We start from the raw sequence: 22,453 nt of genomic DNA on the forward strand, positions 1-22,453 counted from the left end.
GCCCAAGGGGGTGGGGCCGGCGCACCGGCCATCCCCGGACGTTTGACCATAAGGATAAACCGGATGCCACGCTCCACCAAGTCGCCAGCCTTCCTGACGGGCCAATTCCTGATCGCCATGCCGGGAATGCTCGATCCGCGTTTCCAGCGTTCGGTCGTCTATATATGCGCCCACAACGAGGATGGCGCCATGGGGCTTGTCATCAACAAGCTGTTCGGCTCCATCACCTTCCGCGATCTGTCGGAACAGCTTGAACTGCCGGCCCCCACGCCCGCGGTGGGCCGCACGCCGGTGCATTACGGCGGGCCGGTGGAATCCGGCCGCGGCTTCGTGCTGCACACCGCCGATTACGTGCGCGACGGCACGCTGGTGGTGAACGAGGACATCGCGCTGACCGCCACCATCGACATCCTGCGCGCCATGGGCGAGGAGCGCGGGCCGAAGCAGAGCCTGCTGCTGCTGGGCTATGCCGGCTGGGGGCCGGGCCAGCTCGATTCCGAGATCCAGGCGAACGGCTGGCTGAACGCGCCCTGCGACACCGGCATCCTGTTCGACGACGATCTGGAGGGCAAATGGGAGCGCGCCATCGGTCTGCTGGGTGTCAGCCTGTCCATGCTCTCGCAAGAGGCCGGGCACGCCTGATCCGTCCATCGAACCATGGGCCGTGAAAGCGGGATACGGTCCTAAACAGTCCGTATCCCCCTGAATTTGCTCCCGGAAATTTTTCTCAGCCACCGTCATTTTTTTGCTTGCGCACCCGGCGCGATCCCCCTATAAACCCGCTCACCGAACGACGCCGACGGCGAAGCGAAAGCGGACAACGCGGAAGCAAAACGGCGACGGAGTTCAGTAAAACGCGCTTGTGGCGGAATTGGTAGACGCGCTAGGTTCAGGTCCTAGTGGCTGAAAGGCCGTGGGGGTTCGAGTCCCTCCAAGCGCACCACTTTGTGGGGCCGTAGCTCAGCTGGGAGAGCGCCGCAATGGCATTGCGGAGGTCAGGAGTTCGATCCTCCTCGGCTCCACCATCTCTCTAAAAGAGATTGGTGATTTGCGATGGAAGCTTTGTCCTGCCGGACAAGGCTTTTTTCGCGTTTTGGGGCTGGCGCCACCCCTCCCCTTGCTCGCCGCGGAGGCGCAGGCGCGCCACCCTGCTCACCCTCATTCGCTCAAACGAAAAAGCCCCCTCGCATGGCGTGCGAGAGGGCTTCGTCATCCGCCGGACGGGTCCGGGAAAACCTTAGGAGCGGCCCACCTTCTGGCGCAGAGCCTGGATCAGCGCCGCCACCTGTCCGCCGCCGCCCTGGATGACGGAAGCGAATTCCTGGCGCTGGGTCAGCCCCATGCTGACCCCTTCGACCGCCACGTCGATGATCTTATAGCCGCTGCCGGCCTTGCGCACACGCCAGTCGGCGTTGATGGGCGGGCCGTCGGGGCGGATGATCTGGGTGGTGACGGTCGTGTCGTCGCCGGCCTCCGGCCGGGTGCCGGCGATCTTGAAGGTCTGGCCGGAGTAATCGACGAACCGGTTGGCATAGGTATCGACGATCAGACGCTCGAACAGCTTCTGATACTCGGCCTGCTCGGCGGGGCTCGCCTGATTCCAGTAGCGCCCCAGCACCCAGCGCCCGATGTAGGGAACATCGAAGCCGGTGTGCAGCAGCGCGCGGAACCGCTCCACCGCCTGCTCGCGCGACAGCGATTTGTCGGCGAAGGTGGCGATGGTCTGGTCACCCAGCTTCTGGATGAAGGCGCTGGCGCCCGGATCGGTGGACTGGGCGAACACGGCACCCGGAACCATGCTGCCAATCGCGAGCATGGCCGAGCTAATGAGGAGGTGGCGGCGGGTCAGCATCGTAGCTCTGAAGATGGTTGAATCGGTGTCCCTGTCAACCGGCGGAATCGCGGTCCAGCGTCCGCAATTCCGCCGCACGGCCCCGACGGGACCAGCCGCAAGAGGCCGGCGTCAGTTGCCGAAGACCGGGAATTCCGGCGCTGCATCGGTCTTGTTGTCGTTGATCTGCGCGCGGCGCTGCTGGGCGTACAGGCTGCGCACGGCGGCGTAGTAGTCCAGAGAATTGCGCTTCAGATCGTCCACCTGCTTGAGCACCTGCGAACGCCGGTCGATGGCCGACACGCCGGTGCGGACATAGAGGACGTTCTTGGAGTCGTTGGCATAGGCCCACACGCGCAGGGGATCGGCAACGGTATCCACCGCCAGTCCGGTGGCGTCGCGCACGCTGGACGGACCGAAGAGCGGCAACACCACGTACGGGCCGCTGCCCAGGCCCCACACGCCCAGGGTCTGGCCGAAATCCTCTTCCTCGTCCTTCATCCCGGCGACGGACGCCACGTCGAACAGACCGCCCACGCCCAGGATGGTGTTGGTCAGCATGCGGCCGGTGGCCACCTGCGCGCCCTCCAGATCACCCTGAAGCAGGTTGTTGGCGATCACCAGCGGCGACACCAGATTGCGGATGAAGCTGTGGACGGCTTCGCGCACGGGGTCGGGGGCGACGGCCACATACACCTCCGCCGCAGGGCGGAGAAGGATGGTGTCGGCGGCATCGTTGAAGCCGAAGATGATCCGGTTCACCGGCTCGATCGGGTCGCTGATGCCCGCACCGTCCTGCCCATCGGGAGTGTTGGCGCAGCCGGCGGCGGAAAGGGACAGCATCACCGCAGCGGCGACGCGGATGAAAGGACGGGTAAAGCTGGCCATGGTCATGGAGGCGGGGACTCGTCTTTTGTCGCGTCAACTGCTCAACTGCGAGCGATTCTCATCATCCCGGCAGCGGAGACTTTGGGGCGGCACCGCACAAAGGCCCGATTCACTTTCGGTTTTGGCGGCTCGATCCTAGCTAACATAGGCATAGCCATTTGACCAGCCTGCCATTCCGGCATGGTGCTCTATTTCCAACAGGTGTGTTCACGGTGCCGCCATACCCCTTTCACGGCAACCGCCGGCTTATGCAGAATGGTGTTTACGAGGCATAAAGATATCTTTATATCTCTATTAAGCCTCGGCGACGGGGCATCTCCCTATTCTCATCAAGACGGCGGACGGTACGGGCGTGATACGGTCGATGGATGACCTGCTCCAGATCCTGAAGGCGGCGGCGGAACCGACCCGGCTGCGGCTTCTGGCGCTGTGCGCGCGGGCGGAGCTGACCGTCAGCGACCTGACCCAGATTTTGGGGCAGAGCCAGCCGCGGGTGTCGCGGCATCTGAAGCTGCTGTGCGACTGCGGCCTGCTGGACCGCTCGCGGGAGGGGACGTTCGCCTTCTTCCGCCTGTCGGAAAAGGGGCGGGCCACGGCGTTGGCCCACACGCTGGTGGACGCCATCCCCAAGGACGACGCCACGCTGGCCCTGGATCTGGAACGGCTGGACACCATCCGCCGCAGCCGGGCCGACGCCGCACTGGCCTATTTCAGCGACAACGCCGAACGCTGGCACGAGATCCGCGCCCTGCATGTTCCCGAACGCGAGGTGGAAGGCGCGCTGGCCGCCCTGTTCCCCGAATCGGTCGAGGACATGCTGGACATCGGCACCGGCACCGGCCGGATGCTGGAAATCCTCGGCCCCCGCTGCCGTCACGCGGTGGGGGTTGACCTGTCGCGGGAAATGCTGGCGATCGCACGGGCCAAGCTGGAGGCGGCGGGCCTGCGCCAGTGCCATGTGCGTCAGGCCGACATCTATCAATTGCCCTTCCCCGCCGCCAGCTTCGACGCGGCGGTGATCCACCAGGTGCTGCACTTCGCTGAAGACCCTGCCGGGGTGGTGGCCGAAGCCGCCCGCGCGTTGCGGCCCGGCGGGCGGTTGCTGATGGTGGATTTCGCCCCGCACGAACTGGAATCCCTGCGCACCGACCACGCTCACCGCCGGCTGGGTTTTGCCGATGCGGAGGTGGCGCAGTGGTGCCGCCAGGCCGGGCTGACCATGGCCGCCCCGGTGCATCTGCCGGGCGACCCGCTCACCGTATCCATCTGGGCGGCGGAACGGACCGCCGCCCCGCCCTCTTCCCCCGTCACCGGAGCCGCGTCATGACGACCGCACCTTCCGTCAGCTTCGAGTTCTTCCCGCCCAAGACGGAGAAGATGGAGCAAAGCCTGTGGCAGGCCATCCAGCGGCTGGCCCCGCTGGCCCCGGCCTTCGTGTCGGTGACGTACGGGGCGGGCGGCTCCACCCGCGAACGCACCCACGCCACCGTCTGCCGCATCCAGGCGGAAACGGGCATTCCCGCCGCCGCCCACCTGACCTGCGTCGGCGCCACCCGCGACGAGATCGACGCCATCGCCCGCACCTATTGGGACGCCGGCATCCGCCACATCGTGGCGCTGCGCGGCGACCCGCCGGAAGCGGCTGGCGGTCTGGGCGGCGCCTATGTGCCGCACCCCGGCGGCTACGCCTATGCCGCCGATCTGGTGGCCGGGCTGAAGGCGGTGGCCGATTTCGAGATTTCCGTGGCGGCCTATCCCGAAGCCCACCCCGACGCCCCCTCGGCCGCTTTCGATCTGGACAACCTGAAGCGCAAGGTGGACGCCGGCGCCACCCGCGGCATCACCCAGTTCTTCTTCGACAACGACAAGTACCTGCGCTTCCGCGACCGCTGCGTGGCGGCGGGGATCACGGCGCCCATCGTGCCCGGCATCCTGCCCATCACCAATTTCGCCCGCGCGGTGGAATTCGCGGCCAAGTGCAACGCCACCATGCCGGCCAAGCTGGCCGAGACCTTCGACGGGCTGGATTCCGACCCCGAGACCCGGCAACTGGTCGCCGCCACCGTCGCCGCCGAGCAGTGCCAGGCGCTGCAGGCCGAAGGGGTGGACGCCTTCCACTTCTACACCCTGAACCGCTCGGACCTGACCACCGCCATCTGCCGGATGCTGGGGGTGAAGGCGAAAGCGGCGGTGGCCTGACACGGCCCCCATGATAAGGTGACGGAGCCTTTACCCCACGGGGGCAACGCCATGGACAGCCGGTTCGACCACGACAGGGATTTCCACGCCTGGACCCGCGAGCAGGCCCGCCTGCTGCGGGAAGCGGCGCGGCAGCGGATCAACGCGCCCATCGACTGGGAGCACATCGCGGAGGAACTGGACGGCATGGGCGATCAGATCCGCGATGCCATCCAAAGCCATCTGGCGACGGTGATCGAACATCTGCTGAAGCTGGAGCATTCCCCCGATCCCTATCCCCGCCGGAAATGGCGGGCGTCGGTGGACAAGGCCCGCCGCCATCTGGCGCGCAAGCTGGAACGGCATCCCAGCCTGAAGCACTGGCCGGAAACCGTTCTGGACGATGCGTGGCAGGATGGCCGCGACGATGCTCTGTCGGACGACAGCCTGTCATCCGCCCCCCTGCCCGGCTCCTGCCCCTACACGCTGGACCAGATCCGCGATGACGCGTGGTGGCCGGAAAACCGTCACGGCCACCCCCTCTGACCACACCCTTACCGGCCGGCTTTGCGGCCCGGCGACCGCTGAAAGGTAACGTTTCCCCATGGCCCATATTCTCGACACCCTGCGCGACCGCGTTCTGCTGTGCGACGGCGGGTTCGGCAGCCGGATTCAGGCGCTCGATCTGGATGTGGAAAAGGATTTCTGGGGGCACGAGAACTGCACCGACATCCTGCCCCTGTCCCGTCCCGACATCGTGCGGGAAATCCACCGCGGCTATTACGAGGCCGGGGCGGACATGGTGGAAACCGACACCTTCGGCGCCTCCCCCGTCACGCTGGGCGAATTCGGGCTGGAGGACAAGGCGTTCGAGATCAACAAGCGCGCCGTGGAACTGGCCCGCGAGGCCGCCGACAGTTTCAAGGACGGGCGTCCGCGCTTCGTGCTGGGGTCCATGGGGCCGGGCACCAAGCTGCCCAGCCTGGGCCATATCCCTTACGCCAAGGCCGAGGACTCCTTCTATGCCCAGGCCGCGGGCCTGATCGCCGGCGGCGCCGACGCGGTGCTGATCGAGACTTGCCAGGATCCGTTGCAGATCAAGGCCGCGGTCAACGGCGTGAAGCGCGCCCGGGCCGAAGCCGGGTCCGACACCGCCATCTTCGTGCAGGTGACGGTGGAAACCACCGGCACGCTGCTGGTGGGCACCGACATCGCCGCCGCCGCCACCATCATCCAGGCGCTGGACGTGCCGCTGATGGGGCTGAACTGCGCCACCGGCCCGCTGGAGATGAGCGAGCATGTGCGCTGGCTGACCCAGAACTGGCCGGGGCTGGTGTCGGTGCAGCCCAACGCCGGCCTGCCCGAACTGGTGGACGGCAAGACCCACTACCCCCTGCGCGGCGAGGATTTCGGCACCTGGATCGAGCGCTTCGTCCGTGACGACGGCGTCAATCTGGTGGGCGGGTGCTGCGGCACCAACATCCCCCACATCGCCGCCGCCGACGCCGCATTGCGCCGTCTGGCCCCGGCGGGCCAGATCCGCCCGGCGCCCAAGAACCGTACGGTGCACTGGGTGCCCGCGGTGGCCTCGCTCTATTCCCAGGTGACCTTGCGGCAGGAAAACGCCTTCTTCGCCATCGGCGAGCGCTGCAACGCCAACGGCTCCAAGAAGTGGCGCGAGCTTCAGGCCGCCCACGACTGGGACGGCTGCGTCGATATGGCCCGCGAGCAGGTGAAGGAGGGCAGCCACTCGCTGGACGTCTGCACCGCCTTCGTCGGGCGGGACGAAAAGGCGGAAATGAACGCGGTGGTGCAGCGCTTCGTCGGCTCGGTCACCGCCCCGCTGGTCATCGATTCCACCGAACTGGGGGTGCTGGAAGCGGCGCTGGCCCTTTACGGCGGCAAGGCCATCATCAACTCCATCAACTTCGAGGATGGGGAGGAGCCGGCGCGCAAGCGTCTGGCGCTGGCCAAGAAGTTCGGCGCCGCCGTCATCGCGCTGACCATCGACGAAGAGGGGATGGCGAAGACGCCCGAGCGCAAGCTGGAGATCGCCAAGCGCCTCTATGACATGGCGGTGGGCGAATTCGGGCTGGCGCCGTCGGACCTGCTGTTCGACCCGCTGACCTTCACCATCGCCACCGGCAACGAGGACGACCGCAAGCTCGCCATCTGGACGCTGGAGGGCATCGAGGCCATTGCCAAGACGATGCCCGACTGCCAGATCATCCTTGGCCTGTCGAACGTGTCGTTCGGGCTGAACGCTGCGGCGCGGCACGTGCTGAACTCGGTGTTCCTGGACCACGCGGTCAAGCGCGGCATGACCGGCGCCATCGTGCACGTGTCCAAGATCATGCCGCTGCACCTGATCGCCGAGCAGGAGGTCAGGACGGCGGAAAACCTGATCTTCGACCGCCGCGCCGAAGGGTATGATCCGCTCCAGGCCTTCATCGCCCTGTTCGAGGGCCGCAAGGCGGCGGACGCCAAGAAGAAGGCCCGCCCCGACACCATCGAGGAATGCCTGAAGCAGCGCATCATCGACGGCGACCGCACCGGGCTGGACGACGACCTGAAGACCGCGCTGGAGAAGTATCCGCCCATCGAGATCATCAACACCTATCTGCTGGACGGCATGAAGGTGGTGGGCGAGCTGTTCGGGTCGGGCAAGATGCAGCTTCCCTTCGTGCTGCAATCGGCCGAAACCATGAAGGCCGCCGTCGCCTATCTCGAACCCTTCATGGAAAAGGCCGACGGCCAGCAGAAGGGCACCATGGTCCTGGCGACCGTCAAGGGCGACGTCCACGACATCGGCAAGAACCTCGTGGACATCATCCTGACCAACAACGGCTACAAGGTGGTCAATCTGGGCATCAAGCAGCCGGTCACCGCCATCATCCAGGCCGCCAAGGAGCACAAGGCCGATGCCATCGGCATGTCCGGCCTGCTGGTCAAATCCACCGTCATCATGCGCGAGAACCTGGAGGAGATGACCCGCGAGGGGCTGGAAATCCCGGTGTTCCTCGGCGGGGCGGCCCTGACGCGCGCCTATGTGGAGGAGGATTGCGTCCGCTCCTACGGCTGCGGGCGGGTGGCGTACGCCGGCGATGCCTTCGACGGGCTGACGCTGATGGACAAGGTGGTGGGCGGCAGCTTCGACACCGATCTGGCCGTCATCCAGACCAAGCGCCAGGGCCGCGCCGTCAACCGCCGCCGCACCATCGGACGCCCGACCGAGGCCGCGACCGGCCCGGTGGACCGCGCGGCCGTGCGCGCCCGCCGCACCCGCCTTGGGGAGGGTGTTGCGGTGCCCACCCCGCCGTTCTGGGGGCCGAAGGTCATCGAGCACGTGCCGCTGAAGACGCTCGTCACCTATCTCAACGAGCGGATGGTCTATCAGCTTCACTGGGGCTACCGGAAGGACGGGCGCACGCTGGACGAGTTCAAGGAATGGGCGAAGAAGGATCTGCGCCCCATCCTCGACACTCTGCTGGCCACCTGCGCCAGGGAAAACATCCTCCAGCCCCAGGCGGTCTACGGCTACTGGAAGGCTGCGGCGGAAGACAACGACCTGATCCTGTTCGCCGAGGACGGCACGACGGAGGTGGCGCGCTTCACCCTGCCGCGTCAGGCCAAGGAGGACGGGGAGTGCATCGCCGACTTCTTCCGCGACGTGTCGGCACCGGAGCGCGACGTGATCGGGCTGCAGGTGGTGACCATGGGCCAGCACGCCACCGACGTTCTGCAGGACTGGTTCGCCGCCAACCGCTATCAGGATTACCTGTACCTGCACGGCGCGTCGGTGGAGATGGCGGAAGCCATGGCCGAATATGTCCACGCCCGCATCCGCGCCGAACTGGGCTTCGCCGCCGAGGACAGCCGTGACAAGGAAAAGCTGTTGCAGCAGGACTATCACGGTTCCCGCTACAGCTTCGGCTATCCCGCCTGCCCCAATCTGGCGGATCAGGAGGCGTTGTTGCGGCTGCTGGGGGCCGAGCGCATCGGCATCAGCCTGTCCGACGAGCACCAGCTTCACCCGGAACAGAGCACCTCCGCCATCGTCGTGCATCACCCGAAGGCGAAGTACTTCTCCGTCTGACGGCATGGTTCCCGCCCCGCCCCGGCCTTTTCACGCCGGGGCGGGGTTTCATTTTTCCATCCGCTCCCCATCTGGAGGGTCATGACCGACACCGCCCCGCTGACGCTCCACCGCGCCACGGTCCGCCCGGAGTGGATCGACTACAACGGCCATATGAATGTGGCCTATTACCTGCTGGCGTTCGATCAGGCCACCGACGCCGTGCTCGACCATCTGGGCATCGGCAAGCGGTATGTGGAGGAGGAGAACCGCTCCCTCTTCGTGGTGGAGGCCCACCTGACCTACGCGCGCGAGGTGACGGAGGGCGACGGGCTGGTGTTCGACACGCTGGTCCTGGGCGCCGATCCCAAGCGGCTGCACCTGTTCCACACCATGCGCCATGAAAGCGAAGGCTTCCTGGCCGCCACCGCCGAATTCATGCTGCTGCACGTGGACCTGAGCGACCGGCGCGCCGCTCCCTTTCCGCCGGCCATCGGCGACCGGGTGACCGGTCTGGCCCGCCGCCACGCCGCCCTGCCCCGCCCGGCCCAGGCTGGGCGCGCCATCGCCCTGCCCGCCCGCGCCGCGGATTCAGGGCCGCGGCCATGACCGCCCGTTCCATCCTGTGCGCCCTGGCCGCCGCCGTGACCCTCGCGGGGGCCGGGACCGCCCGGGCCGACTGCGCCGACCAGCCGCAGGCCGAGGTGGTGTGGCGCCGCTGCACCTTCGACGGGCGGGATCTCAGCGGTGCGGTTCTGGACAAGGCCAACGTGCGCGATTCCGCCTTCGTCCGCGCCCGGCTGAACGGGGCGTCGCTGACGGACGCCGACGGCTACCGCGCCAAATTCGTCAGCGCCGACATGACCGGCGTGAAGCTGGACCGTGCCCGCCTGATCGAAGCCGACTTCACCCGCGCCACCATGACCGGCGCCAGCCTGCGCGACGCCGACCTGCGCAACGCCAAGCTGACCGGCGCCGACCTCAGCGGTGCCGACCTGACCGGCGCGCGCCTGTCGGGCAGCGATTTCCGCCACGCCAACGTCAGCGGCGCCACCTGGACCGACGGCAAGACCGTTTGTGGCGAGAACTCCGTGGGACAGTGTAATTAAAGTACGGAGATAAAAACTTTATTTGCTAAAAGGACGACCAAAGGCATCTTTCGGTCGTGAAGCGCGATCAGCGCTTCCATTTTTAGGAAAATTGCGTTTTTCTCTGGGAAAAGCGGTGCCGCCACCGATGTTTCTTTCGTGCGCCTGTGCCCGACGTTTCCCGGAGCGAGCGTCCCCATGACCGAACAGAGCCAAGCCGAGATCGAGGCCATCAAGGCCATTCTTCAGGCGCATCAGCTTTGGCTGAAGCGGCGGGGGGGCCGGCGGGCCGACCTCAGCTTCCGCAACCTGTCGGGGCTGCCGCTGAACCGGGTCAACCTGACCGGGGCCAAGCTGTCGGGGGCCAGCCTGGTGCGCGCCCGGCTGGCCGGGGCCGATCTCAGCCAGGCGGACCTGTTCGGCGCGGATCTGGAGGCGGTGGACCTGACCGGAGCCAACCTAGCCGGGGCCGACCTGCGCGGGGCCAACATGCACCGGGCCACCCTGACCGATGCCATCCTGCGCGGCGTCGATTTCCGCGCCGGGGTGCTGGAAAACAGCGACGGCAAACCATCGCTGGGCGGGCAGACCAAGCTGACCGAGGCGCATCTGGAACGCTCCATCCTGGCCGGGGCCAATCTGGAAGGATGCGACCTGACCGGCGCCGACCTGAACGACGCCGACCTGACGGGGGCGGAACTGGGCAGCGCCATCCTGATGGGCACCGACCTGTCGGGGGCGGTGTTCGACAACGCCCGCTTCGGCCAGACGGTGCTGGACCAGCAGACGCTCAAACGGACCTACATCCCCTTTTCCCTGCCTCCCGACGCCATCGCCGAACCCACCTACACCGCCCTGCCCGCCGCCCAGGCCATGGCGGCGGTGGAGGCTCACGAGGCATGGGTCAACACGCAAGGGGCCGAAGGCAAACGGCTCGACCTCGACATGGTGGAGGTGGCGGGGCTGAACCTGGACAACCGCATGCTGTCGGGGGCACGGCTGCGCCGCTGCCGCCTGCCGGGGCTGACGCTGCGCATGGCCAGCCTGGAGATGGCCGACCTGTCCTATTCGGAGATGGACGCGGCGGACATGCGGGGGGCGGAGGTCAACGGCACCAACCTGCGCCGCGCCACCCTGACCAATGCCCTTTTGAGCGCGGTGAAGGGGCGGCCCGTGATGCTGAGCGGCGGGCGCCCGTGGCCCACCAATCTGGACGGTGCCGACCTGTCCGGCGCCGATCTGGCCGGGGCCGAACTGGGCGGCGCGATCGTCACCAACGTCCGCCTGACCGGGGCGCGTCTGGACGGATCGGGAATCACCGGGCCGGTGGAGGTTCCGCCCCCGCCGCCGCTGCCCAGCCAGGAACGCCGCCGGCACAAGCGCTACGCCCGCCCGGCGCTGACGGTGGAAAGCGGGGGGCTGCGCTTTGCCACCCGCAACTGGTCCATCGGCGGCATGTGCCTGCTGACCGACGGCCACCCCTTCGTCCACGGCCAGACGGTGCAGGCCACCGTCATCCTGGACGAGAGCAAGGGGATCAAGGCCCCCGCGGAATTCGTGGTGGTCCACAGCAACCGCGGGCGGGCCCAGATCTCGGTGCGGTTCGACCGCTACAGCGATGCGTTGAAGGCGGTCCTGAAGACCGCCTTCCTCGAACACCAGCGGATCGCCGGATAGGTGAATGGCTATTCCGCCGGGCTGGTGCCGGGCGTCATGCCCGGCTCGCGGGGGAGCGGGGTACGGGCGGGGTTGCGCTGCTTGCCCTTGAAATCCTGAAGCTGGCGTTCCGCCGCGTCGAAGGCATCGCGCACCGACGTGGCGGCATCGGGGTTGCTGTAGCGCTTCTGCACCTTGGCCGGGCGGCTGACCACCAGATCCGTGCCGGGCACCATCAGTTCCACATGCACGTCGAACACGTTGCCGGTGCGGTGCTGGGCCATCTGTTTTTCCACCACCACCCGCACGCCGACCAGCCGGTCGTAACGCTGCTTCAGACGGTCGGCCCGCTCCGCAATCAGGGTTTCCAACGAGGGCGAGGTGTCCATGTTGTGGAACGCAACTTCCAGATTGACGTTCATCGACTCCCCCTTGCAGTTGCTGGGATTGAGGCTGATATCAGCGGCGCCCCGCCCGGCGTTTGGCCTGTGCCGGCCGGGCCGGCGGCGGACGCTCGGACGGCGGCGGGCTCAGGCTGCCGGTCGCGCTCTCGGGCAAGGAGAATTCCTCCCCCTGGTCGGCCAGACCGGGCAGATCGCCCAGAACGGCCACGCTTTCGACACGCTCCACCGGCTCGGTGCGCTGGGCGGTGGCCTCCGGGCCATCGGCGGGGTTGGGAAGAAGGGTCTGGGACAGGTTGTCTTCGATGGCGATCTCTTCACGGGCGAGCGCCCAATGATCGGCGTCCCGCCCATCGGGACGGCCCTCCCGTTCCCATATGGCATACGCGCGGCGGCGGATGCGTTCCTCCACATCGACAGGATCGTCAGCCATTCGGATTGATCCTCCCTGCTTTGGTCACATAAGCACTGTCGGGGAATGGTCAAGGGATAACCGGACCGGACGCGTCCGGTTCCCGCCCCGTCCGTCCATCAGAAAAAGCTTTGAAATTGATATTTATTTCATAACGTTGCTAATAATTGTGTTCCCTCCCTTTTCAAGAGCGGCGATAGTCATCCGCATCCGGCTTGGGGTTTTGAGGACACGCAAGGGGACGGAGGGGAGATGATGGCGGCGGAGGGACGGACGGCGCGGCGTTTCCGGGCGCGCCGGGTGCGTGGGGGGGAAGCCTTCCATGTCGGGGTTGCGGAGATGCGGCTGCGCCGCATCCACAAGGCCAGCGTCGTCGCCCTGGCCACCCTGGCCGAACACAAGGATCCGTCCGCCGGACAGCACATTCTGCGCGTTTCCCGCCTGACCGACGAGATTGCCCGCGCGCTCCAGCACAGCGGCCCCTATACGGCGCAGGTGACGGACGCGTTCCGCGAACGGCTGCGGGTGGCGGCCATGCTGCACGACGTGGGCAAGATCACCATTCCCGACAGCATCCTGCAAAAGCCGGGGCGCTTCACGCCCGACGAACGCGCGGTGATGGAGCGGCACAGCAGCAACGGCCGCGCCATCCTGGAGCGCACCGCCCGTTTGTCGGAGGACGGCGGCTATCTCGCCCTGGGGGCGGAGGTGGCCGGGTGCCATCACGAGAAATTCGACGGATCGGGGTACCCCGCCGGACTGAAGGGCCGGGACATCCCCCTGTCCGCCCGCATCGTCGCCGTGGCCGACGTGTTCGACGCCCTGACCCACCGCCGCGTCTACAAGGACGCCTGGAGCGTCGGCGCAGCGCTGGACTATATCCACGAGCGGGCGGGCCGCGATTTCGACCCCGACGTGGTGGCGGCCTTCGACACGGCGCTGACCGCCCGCGCCGCCGTCACCATCATCCGTTGGGACGACGGCATGAGCGTGGGCGTGGAGGATCTGGACAACGATCACCGGGTTCTGATCGACCTGATCAACCAGCTCGCCGCCGCCGACGCCCGCCACGACCGCATCATCCTGGAAGCGGTGTTCGACGAACTTCTCGATTACACCGTGTTCCATTTCGAGAAGGAAGAGGGCTATATGGCCCGAGCCGGGTATCCGGCGCTGGATGGCCACCGAAAGCTGCACGCCGCCCTGACGGCGGAAGTCGTGGCGATCCGCCGCCGGCTGCTGCGCACCGACCAGGACACGCTGGGCGATGACGTACTGGCCTTTCTCAGCCGCTGGCTACAGGATCATATCCTGTGTTCCGATGCCGGCTACAGGCCGTATCTGAACGGCAACATGACCACGGAATAACGCGGCCCTTCCTCATTTTCGCCACACTTCCGATTGGTTTTTCCCGACACAGGTGGTACTTCGACCGGGTTGCCCCCTCACGGTTCCACAGGGCCCTGCCCCGAACCGCCACACGGGAACCCGCATGGTGCTGCCCACGTTGCCTGTCGCCTCCCGCCTTCCCCTGGATCGGTCCTGCCGGGCCGGCATGTTCCGGCGGGGGGGTGCTCTGCTCCTCATGATGGGGGTGGCCCTGGGCGCCCTGATGGCGGACGCGTCCGCCACCGTCATTCCGGGGCGAAAGCCCGTCCACCTGCTCCAGCAACAGCAAGCCCCGGTGGTTCCCGGCGAAAAGCCGCGCGACACAACAGCCCCCGTCACCCCGGCCGCCCCGGTCCAGCCCGCCCAGCCCGCGGCCGCAGCCCCCGCGGCCCCCTCCACCCCGGCCGGCGCGCCCGTGCTCCAGTTCGGCCTTTACCAGCGCGAGGGCGAGGCCTGGGCCGATTGGGGCATGCTGACCCGCAAACTGCCGGGAATGGTGTCGGGCATCACCCCCATGATCGTTCTGATCGACCCGCAGCGCCCGGCGTCGGGCTATGCGCTGCGCGGAACGATTCCGGCGGGCGAAAACGCCGCATCCCTGTGCCGCCGCATCATCGGCGCCGGCTTCGGCTGCCTGGTCATGGACCGTGCCCCCGCTGCGCCGCCGGTGGCCGCGGCCCCGGCACCCGCTCCCGCCGCGGCACAGATCGCATCACCTGCGGCGCCGGCACCGGCCCCCGCGGACGCGGCCCCGCCATCCGCCCCGCCCCCCGCCCCGGTGGTTGCCGCCGCCCCGCCGGCAGCGGCAACCAAGACCGCCGCTGCGCCCCTGCCCTCCGCCCCCTCCATTTCCGACATCCAGGACGCGGCCCCGCCGCCCAACGCCATGCAGGCTGCCGCCGTGGCCCTGGCCAAGGTGGTGCCGCTGTCCACCGAGCCGGTGGTGCAGGCGGACGGCGTGGTCCATTATTCCGCCGAAGAAGCCAAGGTGCTGAACGAGATCGAGCAGCGCAGCCGCCGCACCGGACGGCTGGGCAGCGTTCTGCCCGACACCCGGCTGAAGGTCACCCACGCCGTGCTGGAACGGGAAAAGTGGAACCTGTGCGCCCTGACCTTCGATGACGGCCCACACCGCACCGTGACGCGCCAGATCCTCGACATCCTGCGCGAGGAAAAGGTCACGGCCACATATTTCCCCGTCGCCAAGGTGGCGGCGCGCTACCCCGAGGTCATCCGCGATTTCGTGGCCGAGGGGCACGAGATCGGCAACCACAGCCTGACGCATGCCGACCTGCGCGCCCTGCCCCCCACCGCCCAGCGCTTCGAGATCGCCGAGGCGAACCGCATCCTGCGGACCATGGGGGCCGACCCCGTGCTCTTCCGCCCGCCCTACGGCCGCTACACCAACGACATGCTGGCCATCACCCGCGACGAGAACATGAGCCCGGTTCTGTGGAACGTGGACACCCGCGACTGGCAGGTGCGCGACCCGGACAAGATCGTCCATCATGTGAAGACGTCGGCGGGCACGGGCAGCGTGATCCTGCTCCATTCCACCTACGCCTCCACGGCGGCGGCGCTGCCGCGGGTGATCGCCGAACTGCGGGTCAAGGGGTGCAACTTCGTCACCCTGTCGGAATGGATCACCAGCATGAAGGCGCTGGCCACCCCCATGATGGTCAACGCCACCACCACGGCCCGCCAGTAACACCGCCCGCCTCCCCCCCGGCCCGTTCCAATGCGGGCCGGGGGGAACGGAGCATCACCCCCGCTTCGCCTTTTCCTTGCGCCGCTGGGCGTAGGTCTTGAGCCGCGACACCATGTCCGGCGTCAGCAGGGTCCATTCCCCCACGCATTTCCCGTTCGACGCATCGTTGATGGCGACGGTGGCGGGAAAGCTGAACAGGCCGATCTCGTCGTCCACCTTCACCGTGATTCGTGCGGTCTGGCCGGCAATCAGCGATCCGTCGAACTGGGTGGCGACGAACCCCTTGTCGGTCAAGGCGGCCAGGGGAAAGCTCTTGCCGTCGAATTCGATCTTGCTGTTGTTGGAACGGGCCGCTTTCTCGGGCTTGGTCTTTTTCTTGTCCGAAATCAGCACTTTGAGAAAATCGAGAGCGCCCATGCCACATCCTCCGCGTCGTCCATAACACGCGCGGATTTAACCCCGTCACAGGGACCGAGGGCAACACTTCCTTAATGATATTTTATCACGTACCGGATGTTTCGCCCCGTGCCGATGCCCCGCGCCACCCACGCACGGTCCTGTGCAGCAGCACGACCATGATCGGCAGCAGGGTCACCGCCACCGCCGCCAGCCCCAGGACCACCGACAGGGCGTCGTCACCTTCCGCCCCATAGCGGGCCAGCTCGGCCACAACCTGAAGCATCAGCACCGACAGCAGGGCCGCCCCCGCCCCCGGCATCACCCATCCCACCGGGCGGCGGGGCATCCCGCCCGCCGGAGGCAACAGGCTGATTCCTCCCGGCACGCCACCGGGAACACCCGGCACAGAGACACCGGCCATAGGCTCCTCCCCTTCCGCTGGGCGCGAAACGGCTGACCCGAAAGGAAACTATAAGGCGTCCGAAACAACTTTCATCAGCAACATATGTTCTAATACAAAAGGGTTAAACATAATAACATCTTCAAAAACTTCGCCTTTTTAAAGATGAGCGGGAAGCCGCCCTTCGTCTCAGGCCGTATAAAAAGTGGTTTCACCTTTGGATAGGGGCAAGGGCCATGGCGCATCCGTTCGACGATCCTGATGGCTGTGATGGCGTGGATGCGGTCGCCGCGGTCAGTCACCTGCGGCGGACCGAGATACAGCCGCGCAGGGCGACGAAGATCTGCACCCCATTCATGGCAAACCGCTGATGGAATCCTTGACAGCCGCCCGCTGTCTTTGCACAGTAGCGCCCATGACGACCTGCATGATTCCGAACGCCCTGCTGCTCCTTATCGACCCGGCGCTTTGACAGCGACCGGGCAAACGGCGTTCCACCCTATCCAGCTTCACAGGTCGAAGTACTCATTCCATGATCGAGCATCGGACCAGCGGCGCTTCCCGGCGGGGGCCGGGGCTGCGACTTAGGGGCGGCCGCAGAGCCTCCCCGGCGGCTCGGCGGCCGTATTGCGCGCCGGATACCCGACCTTCCCCTTGATGACGACCGTCCCGCCGGCCACACCGAAACAGACGCCGGTACAGGGAATCAGGAGTGCGATAAGCGCCATGACCCACGTCTCCTCCATGCCGATCCACCGCTACACCCCGTTCCAGTCCGTCGATATGGGCGGCAAGCGCGAATGGCCCAGCCGGGTGCTGGACAAGGCCCCCATGTGGTGCTCGGTCGATCTGCGCGACGGCAACCAAGCCCTGATCGAACCCATGGGTGCCGACCGCAAGCGCGCCATGTTCGACCTGCTGGTCAAGATGGGGTTCAAGGAGATCGAGGTGGGCTTCCCCGCCGCCTCCCAGACCGAATTCGATTTCTGCCGCGAGTTGATCGACGGCGGGCGCATCCCCGGCGACGTCACCATCCAGGTGCTGACCCAGGCCCGTGAGGAGCTGATCCGCCGCACGTTCGAAGGCATCAAGGGTGCCAAGCGGGCGGTGGTCCACCTGTACAACTCCACCTCCGAATTGCAGCGCCGCGTGGTGTTCGGGATGGACCGCGCCGGCATCATCGACATCGCGGTGAAGGGCACCAAGCTGGTCCGCGAGATCGCCGCCCAGTACCCGGAAACCGAGGTGGTGCTGGAATATTCGCCCGAAAGCTTCACCGGCACCGAACTGGACTTCGCGGTGGAAATCGTGGAGGCCGTGGCCGATGCTTGGGGTGCAACCCCTGAGCGCCGGATGATCGTCAACCTGCCGGCGACGGTGGAAATGGCGATGCCCAACATCTACGCCGACCAGATCGAATGGTTCGGGCGCACGGTGAAGAACCGCGACAGCCTGATCATCAGCGTCCACCCCCACAACGACCGCGGCACCGGTGTGGCCGCCGCCGAGCTGGCCGTGCTGGCCGGCGCCGACCGGGTGGAAGGCACCCTGTTCGGCAACGGCGAGCGCACCGGCAACGTGGACATCGTGACCCTGGCCCTGAACATGTTCACCCAGGGCGTCGATCCCGGCCTGGTGGTCAACGACATCAACGAGATCGTGCGGGTGTCGGAATACTGCACCCAGTTGCCGGTCCACCCCCGCCACCCCTATGCCGGCGAACTGGTGTTCACCGCCTTCTCGGGCTCCCACCAGGACGCCATCCGCAAGGGTCTGCACGCGCTGGAAAAGGCCAATTCCGACAAGTGGGAAGTGCCCTACCTGCCCATCGACCCGCAGGACATCGGCCGCAGCTACGAGGCGGTGATCCGCATCAACAGCCAGTCGGGCAAGGGCGGCATCGCCTATATCCTGGAGACCGAGCACGGGCTGAAGGAAATCCCCCGCCGCCTGCAGATCGAATTCTCCAAGGTGGTGCAGAAAGTGGCGGACGAAACCGGCAAGGAATTGTCCCCCACCGCCATCTGGGAAACCTTCCAGGCCGAATACCTGGACCGCGACCGTCCCCTGATGCTGCTGGAACACGGCACCGAGCCGCGCGGGCCGAACTCGGGGCAGCGCGCCCTGACCGCCTCGTTGCTGAAGGACGGCAAGCCCCTGACCATTCGCGGCAAGGGCAACGGCCCCATCGACGCCTTCCTGAACGGTCTGCGCGCCGATGCCGGCTATGACGTCCACATCGTGGATTACAAGGAGCACGCGGTCGCCACCGGCGAGGATTCCCAGGCCGCGTCGTTCGTGGAAATCCGCACCAACGACGGGCGCACCCTGTTCGGCGTCGGCATCGATCCCGACATCGTGACGTCCAGCCTGCGCGCCATCGTCAGCGCCGTGAACCGGGCCTACCACGCCGGCTGACCACCCCGCCGGTCCTGATGACGGAAAAGGGCGCCTCCCTGACGGGGGCGCCCTTTTTTCATACGCGGCCCATCAGGACCAGAACCAGCAGCACGACCAGAACCACCCCCAACAGCCCGCTCGGCCCATAGCCCCATCCCCGGCTGTGCGGCCACGCCGGCACCGCGCCGATCAGCAGCAGAATCAGGATAACCAGCAGGATCGTCGAAAGCATCCCATCCCTCCCGGCCGGGTCGCGGCCTTGTCCGTTTTCGGTCTGGTCGGAAAACGGCAGAGGTGCCGCCGCCGTTCCCTCCGCGGACGGGGGGCTGCGGAAGAGGGGGTGCTCATCCGTTCGGGGAGTTTGCCAGGGGCTTCGCCCCCGGCGGCCCCCACCAAGGGCCGATGGCCCTTGGAACCCGGTAAAGGGGTTTTGTCATGTTTCCGACAGCGCAACTGTCGTGAATCGGACAATTGGTGCGTCACAAACACGACAAAGACAGTTTGTCGAACAATGCAAAATAGATCAACCTATTGAAAAATAACAAAATATAAAAAGAGCAAAAACTGGCACGCTCTTTGCTGAATAGAGGCGAGCTTGGCGGGCAACGGCGTCCGACGGGCTTTTGTCAGGTTTCGCGCACCCGTCCAACGGCGGATGGTCGGCGCACACGTTCACCGGTCCAATGGCGGGCCGGACCACCGGATAATGGCGTCCGATTGGCGGAAGATGTTCCGCTGACGGGCGCCTTTTTGTTTTTTTCGGCCTTATCCGGCCAGAACGGAGCGTAGCATGGACACCACGTCCGACCAGAACCACACGGGACAGAACCGGGAGCGGCGCGGTATCCTGGCCGCGGGTGCCCGGATCGCCGCCGGTGTGGCGCTGGCATCCGCCGTCACGGCCATCCTGCCCCACGCCGCCCTGGCCGGGGCGCTGCCCAAGGGGACTATGGTGGAAAAGAGCGCTCTGACCCTGGGCTTCGTGCCGCTGACCGACTGCGCCCCGCTGGTGGCCGCCAAGGAAATGGGCTTCTTCGCCGACGAGGGGCTGGACGTCACCCTGTCCCGCGAGCCGTCGTGGGCCAACATCCGCGACAAGGTGTCGGTGGGCATTCTGGACGGGGCACAGATGCTGGCCGGCATCCCGCTGGCCGCCAACGCCGGCATCGGCGCCTTCAACGTGCCCATGGTCGCCCCGCTGGTGCTGGACCTGGGCGGCAACGCCATCACCCTGTCGCGCACCCTCATCCAGCGGATGGACGCCGCCGATCCCGCCGCCATGGCCGAACGCCCCCTGTCGGCCCGCGCGCTGAAGCGGGTGATCGAGGCCGACCGCGCCGCCGGGGCGCCGCGCCTGACCTTCGGCGTGGTGTTCTCGGTCGCCAGCCACGCCTATCAACTGCGCTACTGGCTGGCCGAGGCCGGCATCGACCCCGACGCCGACGTGCGGCTGGTGGTCATCCCGCCGCCCGACATGGTGACCAGCCTGCAGCTCGGCGCCATCGACGGCTTTTGCGTGGGTGAGCCGTGGAACAGTCTGGCCGCCGCCACCGGCATCGGGCGCATCGCCATCACCTCCCACGATCTGTGGGCCAACGCCCCGGAAAAGGTGCTGGGCGTCACCGCCGACTGGGCGGCCCGGCACCCCGCCACCCTCGCCGCCCTGATCCGCGCCCTGCTCCGCGCCGGGCGCTGGCTGGACCAGCCGGACAACCGCCGGGTGGCCGCCGCCCTGCTGTCGGACCCCCGTTACGTCGGCGCCCCCGCCTCGGTGCTCGACGCCGCCCTGACCGGCGCCCTGACCGGGACCGGGGCCAGGAACGACGATTTCGTGGTGTTCCACCGCTACGCCGCCGGTTTCCCCTGGCATTCCCACGCCGTGTGGACGCTGGCCCAGATGGTCCGCTGGGGGCAGGTGCCGTTCGGCACCGATCTGGCCGCCATCGCCGCCGCCACCCACCGCACCGACCTCTACCGCACCGCCGCCGCCACCCTGGACGAGCCGCTGCCGCTGGCCGATACCAAGGTGGATGGCACCCACGACACCCCCTGGACCCTGACCGACGCCACGGCCCCCATCGCCATGGGGCCGGACCGTTTCCTCGACGGCCAGCCCTTCGACCCCGCCGACGTGGCGGGCTATCTGAACCGGTTCGCCATCACCCGCCACCGGCCGGTGCCCGACCCCACCGCCTAAGCCCGCGAAAACTCCCCCCCTTAAAAACGGCCTCAACGGCCCCGACGCCCGACGTGCGCCCGCGCATACCCTTTTTACGATACAAACCAACGGACGACGCAACCATGAAGACGAATTTCCCCTCGGTCTCGCGCCGCTCGCTGCTGACCGGCACCGCCAAGGCCGCCGGTGCCGCCGCCCTGCTGTCCACCGCCCGCACGCTGGTGCCGGGCGGTGCCTGGGCCGCCGGGCTGGACACCCCGGAAACCACCAAGGCGCTGTTGGGCTTCATCGCCCTGACCGACGCCGCCCCGCTGATCGTCGCCAAGGAAAAGGGCCTGTTCGCCAAGCACGGCATGCCCGATGTCGAGGTGCTGAAACAGGCGTCGTGGGGCACCACCCGTGACAATCTGGAACTGGGCTCGGCGGGCGGCGGCATCGACGGCGCCCACATCCTGACGCCGATGCCGTACCTGATGACCGCCGGCAAGATCACCAAGAACGGCACCAAGGTGCCCATGAGCATCCTGGCCCGCCTGAACCTGGACGGCCAGGGCATCTCGGTGGCCGGCGCGTACAAGGGGCTGAAGGCCGGGCTGGACTCGTCGCCCCTGAAGGCTGCCTTCGCCGACGCCCGCAAGGCCGGCAAGGACATCAAGTGCGCCATGACCTTCCCCGGCGGCACCCACGATCTGTGGCTGCGCTACTGGCTGGCGGCGGGCGGCATCGACCCCGACCACGACGTGTCCACCATCGTGGTGCCGCCGCCGCAGATGGTCGCCAACATGAAGACCGGCACCATGGAAGCCTTCTGCGTCGGCGAGCCGTGGAACGCCCAACTGGTCACCCAGGGCATCGGCTACACCGCCGTCACCACCGGCGAGTTCTGGCAGGGCCACCCGGAAAAGAGCCTCGCCCTGCGGACGGACTGGGTCGAGAAGAACCCCAAGGCCGCCAAGGCGCTGCTGATGGCGGTGCTGGAGGCGCAGCAGTGGTGCGACAAGGCCGAAAACAAGGAGGAGATGTGCCGGATCGTCGCCAAGCGTGAATGGCTGAAGATCGACGCCGCCGACATCCTGGGCCGCGCGTCGGGCACCTTCGACTACGGCACCGGCACGGTGGTGAAGGACAGCCCGCACCTGATGAAGTTCTGGCGCAACCACGCCTCCTACCCCTTCCCCAGCCACGATTTGTGGTTCCTGACCGAGGATATCCGCTGGGGCTACCTGCCCGGCAACACGGACACCAAGGCGCTGATCGCCGCGGTGAACCGTGAATCCCTGTGGCGCGAGGCAGCCACCGCGCTCGGCGTGACCGGCCTGCCCGCCGGCACATCGCGGGGCAAGGAAACCTTCTTCGACGGCAAGGTCTTCGATCCCGAAAACCCGTCCGCCTACCTGTCCAGCCTGACCATCGTCCGCGCCTGATGCCCGGTCCAGAGGAGCCTGCCGC

General features: G+C 67.1%; 21 protein-coding genes and 2 tRNA genes. 16 read left to right on the forward strand and 7 right to left on the reverse strand.

The window, feature by feature from the left end; genetic code table 11:
• Positions 1–63 precede the first annotated feature (63 nt).
• The 3 genes from M2352_RS12300 (at position 64) to M2352_RS12310 (ending at position 1,025) form a co-directional block, all read left to right on the forward strand.
• Entirely contained in the window at positions 64–642 is a 579-nt protein-coding gene (locus tag M2352_RS12300) for a YqgE/AlgH family protein (protein ID WP_264664773.1), read from the forward strand.
• 214 nt (positions 643–856) lie between these two features.
• Positions 857–943 (forward strand) — tRNA-Leu (locus tag M2352_RS12305).
• A gap of 6 nt (positions 944–949) precedes the next feature.
• Positions 950–1,025 (forward strand) — tRNA-Ala (locus tag M2352_RS12310).
• Between the two features lie 212 nt (positions 1,026–1,237).
• Here the strand turns inward: M2352_RS12310 and M2352_RS12315 are convergent.
• Together M2352_RS12315 and M2352_RS12320 are read right to left on the reverse strand one after the other, a co-directional pair.
• Complete coding sequence (locus tag M2352_RS12315) at positions 1,238–1,798, reverse strand: MlaC/ttg2D family ABC transporter substrate-binding protein (RefSeq protein WP_264664774.1); 561 nt, start codon at positions 1,796–1,798, stop codon at positions 1,238–1,240.
• A 165-nt stretch (positions 1,799–1,963) separates the two neighbouring features.
• Complete coding sequence (locus M2352_RS12320; RefSeq protein ID WP_264664775.1) at positions 1,964–2,725, reverse strand: MlaA family lipoprotein; 762 nt, start codon at positions 2,723–2,725, stop codon at positions 1,964–1,966.
• Positions 2,726–3,083: 358 nt separating this feature from the next.
• On the opposite strand from M2352_RS12320, the gene M2352_RS12325 reads away from it, so the two are divergent.
• From M2352_RS12325 to M2352_RS12355, 7 genes are all read left to right on the forward strand, one after another.
• A complete protein-coding gene (locus M2352_RS12325; RefSeq protein ID WP_264664776.1) occupies positions 3,084–4,046 on the forward strand; it encodes an ArsR/SmtB family transcription factor in 963 nt (320 codons plus the stop codon).
• Positions 4,043–4,918, forward strand: coding sequence for a methylenetetrahydrofolate reductase (metF, locus tag M2352_RS12330; RefSeq protein WP_264664777.1), 876 nt, complete (start codon positions 4,043–4,045; stop codon positions 4,916–4,918). Before M2352_RS12325 ends, metF begins: the two co-directional genes overlap by 4 nt.
• A gap of 51 nt (positions 4,919–4,969) precedes the next feature.
• Positions 4,970–5,443, forward strand: coding sequence for a DUF29 domain-containing protein (locus M2352_RS12335; protein WP_264664778.1), 474 nt, complete (start codon positions 4,970–4,972; stop codon positions 5,441–5,443).
• A gap of 58 nt (positions 5,444–5,501) precedes the next feature.
• A complete protein-coding gene (gene metH / locus M2352_RS12340; protein ID WP_264664779.1) occupies positions 5,502–8,993 on the forward strand; it encodes a methionine synthase in 3,492 nt (1,163 codons plus the stop codon).
• Positions 8,994–9,074: 81 nt separating this feature from the next.
• Entirely contained in the window at positions 9,075–9,581 is a 507-nt protein-coding gene (locus M2352_RS12345) for a thioesterase family protein (RefSeq protein WP_264664780.1), read from the forward strand.
• Positions 9,578–10,081, forward strand: a complete 504-nt coding sequence (locus M2352_RS12350) for a pentapeptide repeat-containing protein (protein WP_264664781.1) — start codon at positions 9,578–9,580, stop codon at positions 10,079–10,081. The genes M2352_RS12345 and M2352_RS12350 overlap by 4 nt, the downstream gene beginning before the upstream one ends.
• Before the next feature lie 177 nt (positions 10,082–10,258).
• Positions 10,259–11,737 (forward strand): pentapeptide repeat-containing protein, encoded by a 1,479-nt coding sequence (locus tag M2352_RS12355; protein WP_264664782.1) that lies wholly within the window; start codon positions 10,259–10,261, stop codon positions 11,735–11,737.
• Between the two features lie 8 nt (positions 11,738–11,745).
• Here M2352_RS12355 and M2352_RS12360 read toward each other — a convergent pair whose 3' ends face one another.
• Positions 11,746–12,138 (reverse strand): HPF/RaiA family ribosome-associated protein, encoded by a 393-nt coding sequence (locus M2352_RS12360; RefSeq protein WP_264664783.1) that lies wholly within the window; start codon positions 12,136–12,138, stop codon positions 11,746–11,748.
• 37 nt (positions 12,139–12,175) lie between these two features.
• A complete protein-coding gene (locus tag M2352_RS12365; protein ID WP_264664784.1) occupies positions 12,176–12,550 on the reverse strand; it encodes a DUF2934 domain-containing protein in 375 nt (124 codons plus the stop codon).
• Between the two features lie 231 nt (positions 12,551–12,781).
• Between M2352_RS12365 and M2352_RS12370 the strand changes: the two genes are divergently transcribed.
• The gene (locus M2352_RS12370; RefSeq protein ID WP_264664785.1) at positions 12,782–13,897 is read left to right on the forward strand and encodes a bacteriohemerythrin; all 1,116 of its coding nucleotides are present in this window, start codon (positions 12,782–12,784) and stop codon (positions 13,895–13,897) included.
• A gap of 124 nt (positions 13,898–14,021) precedes the next feature.
• Positions 14,022–15,626, forward strand: coding sequence for a polysaccharide deacetylase family protein (locus M2352_RS12375; protein ID WP_264664786.1), 1,605 nt, complete (start codon positions 14,022–14,024; stop codon positions 15,624–15,626).
• Between the two features lie 54 nt (positions 15,627–15,680).
• Here the strand turns inward: M2352_RS12375 and M2352_RS12380 are convergent, their stop codons facing one another.
• Positions 15,681–16,043, reverse strand: a complete 363-nt coding sequence (locus M2352_RS12380) for a hypothetical protein (protein ID WP_264664787.1) — start codon at positions 16,041–16,043, stop codon at positions 15,681–15,683.
• Between the two features lie 85 nt (positions 16,044–16,128).
• Positions 16,129–16,446 carry a hypothetical protein gene (locus M2352_RS12385; RefSeq protein WP_264664788.1) on the reverse strand — a complete coding sequence of 106 codons (318 nt, stop codon included), beginning with the start codon at positions 16,444–16,446 and terminating at the stop codon, positions 16,129–16,131.
• Between the two features lie 215 nt (positions 16,447–16,661).
• On the opposite strand from M2352_RS12385, the gene M2352_RS12390 reads away from it, so the two are divergent.
• On the forward strand, positions 16,662–16,796 hold the full coding sequence (locus tag M2352_RS12390; protein ID WP_264664789.1) for a hypothetical protein: 135 nt from the start codon (positions 16,662–16,664) through the stop codon (positions 16,794–16,796).
• 355 nt (positions 16,797–17,151) lie between these two features.
• Positions 17,152–18,843 carry a 2-isopropylmalate synthase gene (gene leuA, locus M2352_RS12395; RefSeq protein WP_406567252.1) on the forward strand — a complete coding sequence of 564 codons (1,692 nt, stop codon included), beginning with the start codon at positions 17,152–17,154 and terminating at the stop codon, positions 18,841–18,843.
• Positions 18,844–18,901: 58 nt separating this feature from the next.
• Here leuA and M2352_RS12400 read toward each other — a convergent pair whose 3' ends face one another.
• On the reverse strand, positions 18,902–19,057 hold the full coding sequence (locus M2352_RS12400) for a DUF3309 domain-containing protein (protein WP_264664790.1): 156 nt from the start codon (positions 19,055–19,057) through the stop codon (positions 18,902–18,904).
• Positions 19,058–19,615: 558 nt separating this feature from the next.
• Here M2352_RS12400 and M2352_RS12405 point away from each other — a divergent pair.
• Positions 19,616–21,022, forward strand: a complete 1,407-nt coding sequence (locus tag M2352_RS12405; protein ID WP_264664791.1) for a CmpA/NrtA family ABC transporter substrate-binding protein — start codon at positions 19,616–19,618, stop codon at positions 21,020–21,022.
• 104 nt (positions 21,023–21,126) lie between these two features.
• Entirely contained in the window at positions 21,127–22,428 is a 1,302-nt protein-coding gene (locus tag M2352_RS12410; RefSeq protein WP_264664792.1) for a CmpA/NrtA family ABC transporter substrate-binding protein, read from the forward strand.
• Positions 22,429–22,453 lie beyond the last annotated feature (25 nt).

It is taken from the genome of Azospirillum fermentarium, assembly GCF_025961205.1.
GTDB lineage: Bacteria > Pseudomonadota > Alphaproteobacteria > Azospirillales > Azospirillaceae > Azospirillum > Azospirillum fermentarium.

What these genes read in the sequence shown, in the direction of transcription:
- M2352_RS12300 (WP_264664773.1), top strand. Translation starts at nt 64, where the DNA reads ATGCCACGCTCCACCAAGTCGCCAGCCTTCCTGACGGGCCAATTCCTG.
- M2352_RS12315 (WP_264664774.1), bottom strand. Translation starts at nt 1,798, where the DNA reads ATGGTTCCGGGTGCCGTGTTCGCCCAGTCCACCGATCCGGGCGCCAGC.
- M2352_RS12320 (WP_264664775.1), bottom strand. Translation starts at nt 2,725, where the DNA reads ATGACCATGGCCAGCTTTACCCGTCCTTTCATCCGCGTCGCCGCTGCG.
- M2352_RS12325 (WP_264664776.1), top strand. Translation starts at nt 3,084, where the DNA reads ATGGATGACCTGCTCCAGATCCTGAAGGCGGCGGCGGAACCGACCCGG.
- metF (WP_264664777.1), top strand. Translation starts at nt 4,043, where the DNA reads ATGACGACCGCACCTTCCGTCAGCTTCGAGTTCTTCCCGCCCAAGACG.
- M2352_RS12335 (WP_264664778.1), top strand. Translation starts at nt 4,970, where the DNA reads ATGGACAGCCGGTTCGACCACGACAGGGATTTCCACGCCTGGACCCGC.
- metH (WP_264664779.1), top strand. Translation starts at nt 5,502, where the DNA reads ATGGCCCATATTCTCGACACCCTGCGCGACCGCGTTCTGCTGTGCGAC.
- M2352_RS12345 (WP_264664780.1), top strand. Translation starts at nt 9,075, where the DNA reads ATGACCGACACCGCCCCGCTGACGCTCCACCGCGCCACGGTCCGCCCG.
- M2352_RS12350 (WP_264664781.1), top strand. Translation starts at nt 9,578, where the DNA reads ATGACCGCCCGTTCCATCCTGTGCGCCCTGGCCGCCGCCGTGACCCTC.
- M2352_RS12355 (WP_264664782.1), top strand. Translation starts at nt 10,259, where the DNA reads ATGACCGAACAGAGCCAAGCCGAGATCGAGGCCATCAAGGCCATTCTT.
- M2352_RS12360 (WP_264664783.1), bottom strand. Translation starts at nt 12,138, where the DNA reads ATGAACGTCAATCTGGAAGTTGCGTTCCACAACATGGACACCTCGCCC.
- M2352_RS12365 (WP_264664784.1), bottom strand. Translation starts at nt 12,550, where the DNA reads ATGGCTGACGATCCTGTCGATGTGGAGGAACGCATCCGCCGCCGCGCG.
- M2352_RS12370 (WP_264664785.1), top strand. Translation starts at nt 12,782, where the DNA reads ATGATGGCGGCGGAGGGACGGACGGCGCGGCGTTTCCGGGCGCGCCGG.
- M2352_RS12375 (WP_264664786.1), top strand. Translation starts at nt 14,022, where the DNA reads ATGGTGCTGCCCACGTTGCCTGTCGCCTCCCGCCTTCCCCTGGATCGG.
- M2352_RS12380 (WP_264664787.1), bottom strand. Translation starts at nt 16,043, where the DNA reads ATGGGCGCTCTCGATTTTCTCAAAGTGCTGATTTCGGACAAGAAAAAG.
- M2352_RS12385 (WP_264664788.1), bottom strand. Translation starts at nt 16,446, where the DNA reads ATGGCCGGTGTCTCTGTGCCGGGTGTTCCCGGTGGCGTGCCGGGAGGA.
- M2352_RS12390 (WP_264664789.1), top strand. Translation starts at nt 16,662, where the DNA reads ATGGCGCATCCGTTCGACGATCCTGATGGCTGTGATGGCGTGGATGCG.
- leuA (WP_406567252.1), top strand. Translation starts at nt 17,152, where the DNA reads ATGACCCACGTCTCCTCCATGCCGATCCACCGCTACACCCCGTTCCAG.
- M2352_RS12400 (WP_264664790.1), bottom strand. Translation starts at nt 19,057, where the DNA reads ATGCTTTCGACGATCCTGCTGGTTATCCTGATTCTGCTGCTGATCGGC.
- M2352_RS12405 (WP_264664791.1), top strand. Translation starts at nt 19,616, where the DNA reads ATGGACACCACGTCCGACCAGAACCACACGGGACAGAACCGGGAGCGG.
- M2352_RS12410 (WP_264664792.1), top strand. Translation starts at nt 21,127, where the DNA reads ATGAAGACGAATTTCCCCTCGGTCTCGCGCCGCTCGCTGCTGACCGGC.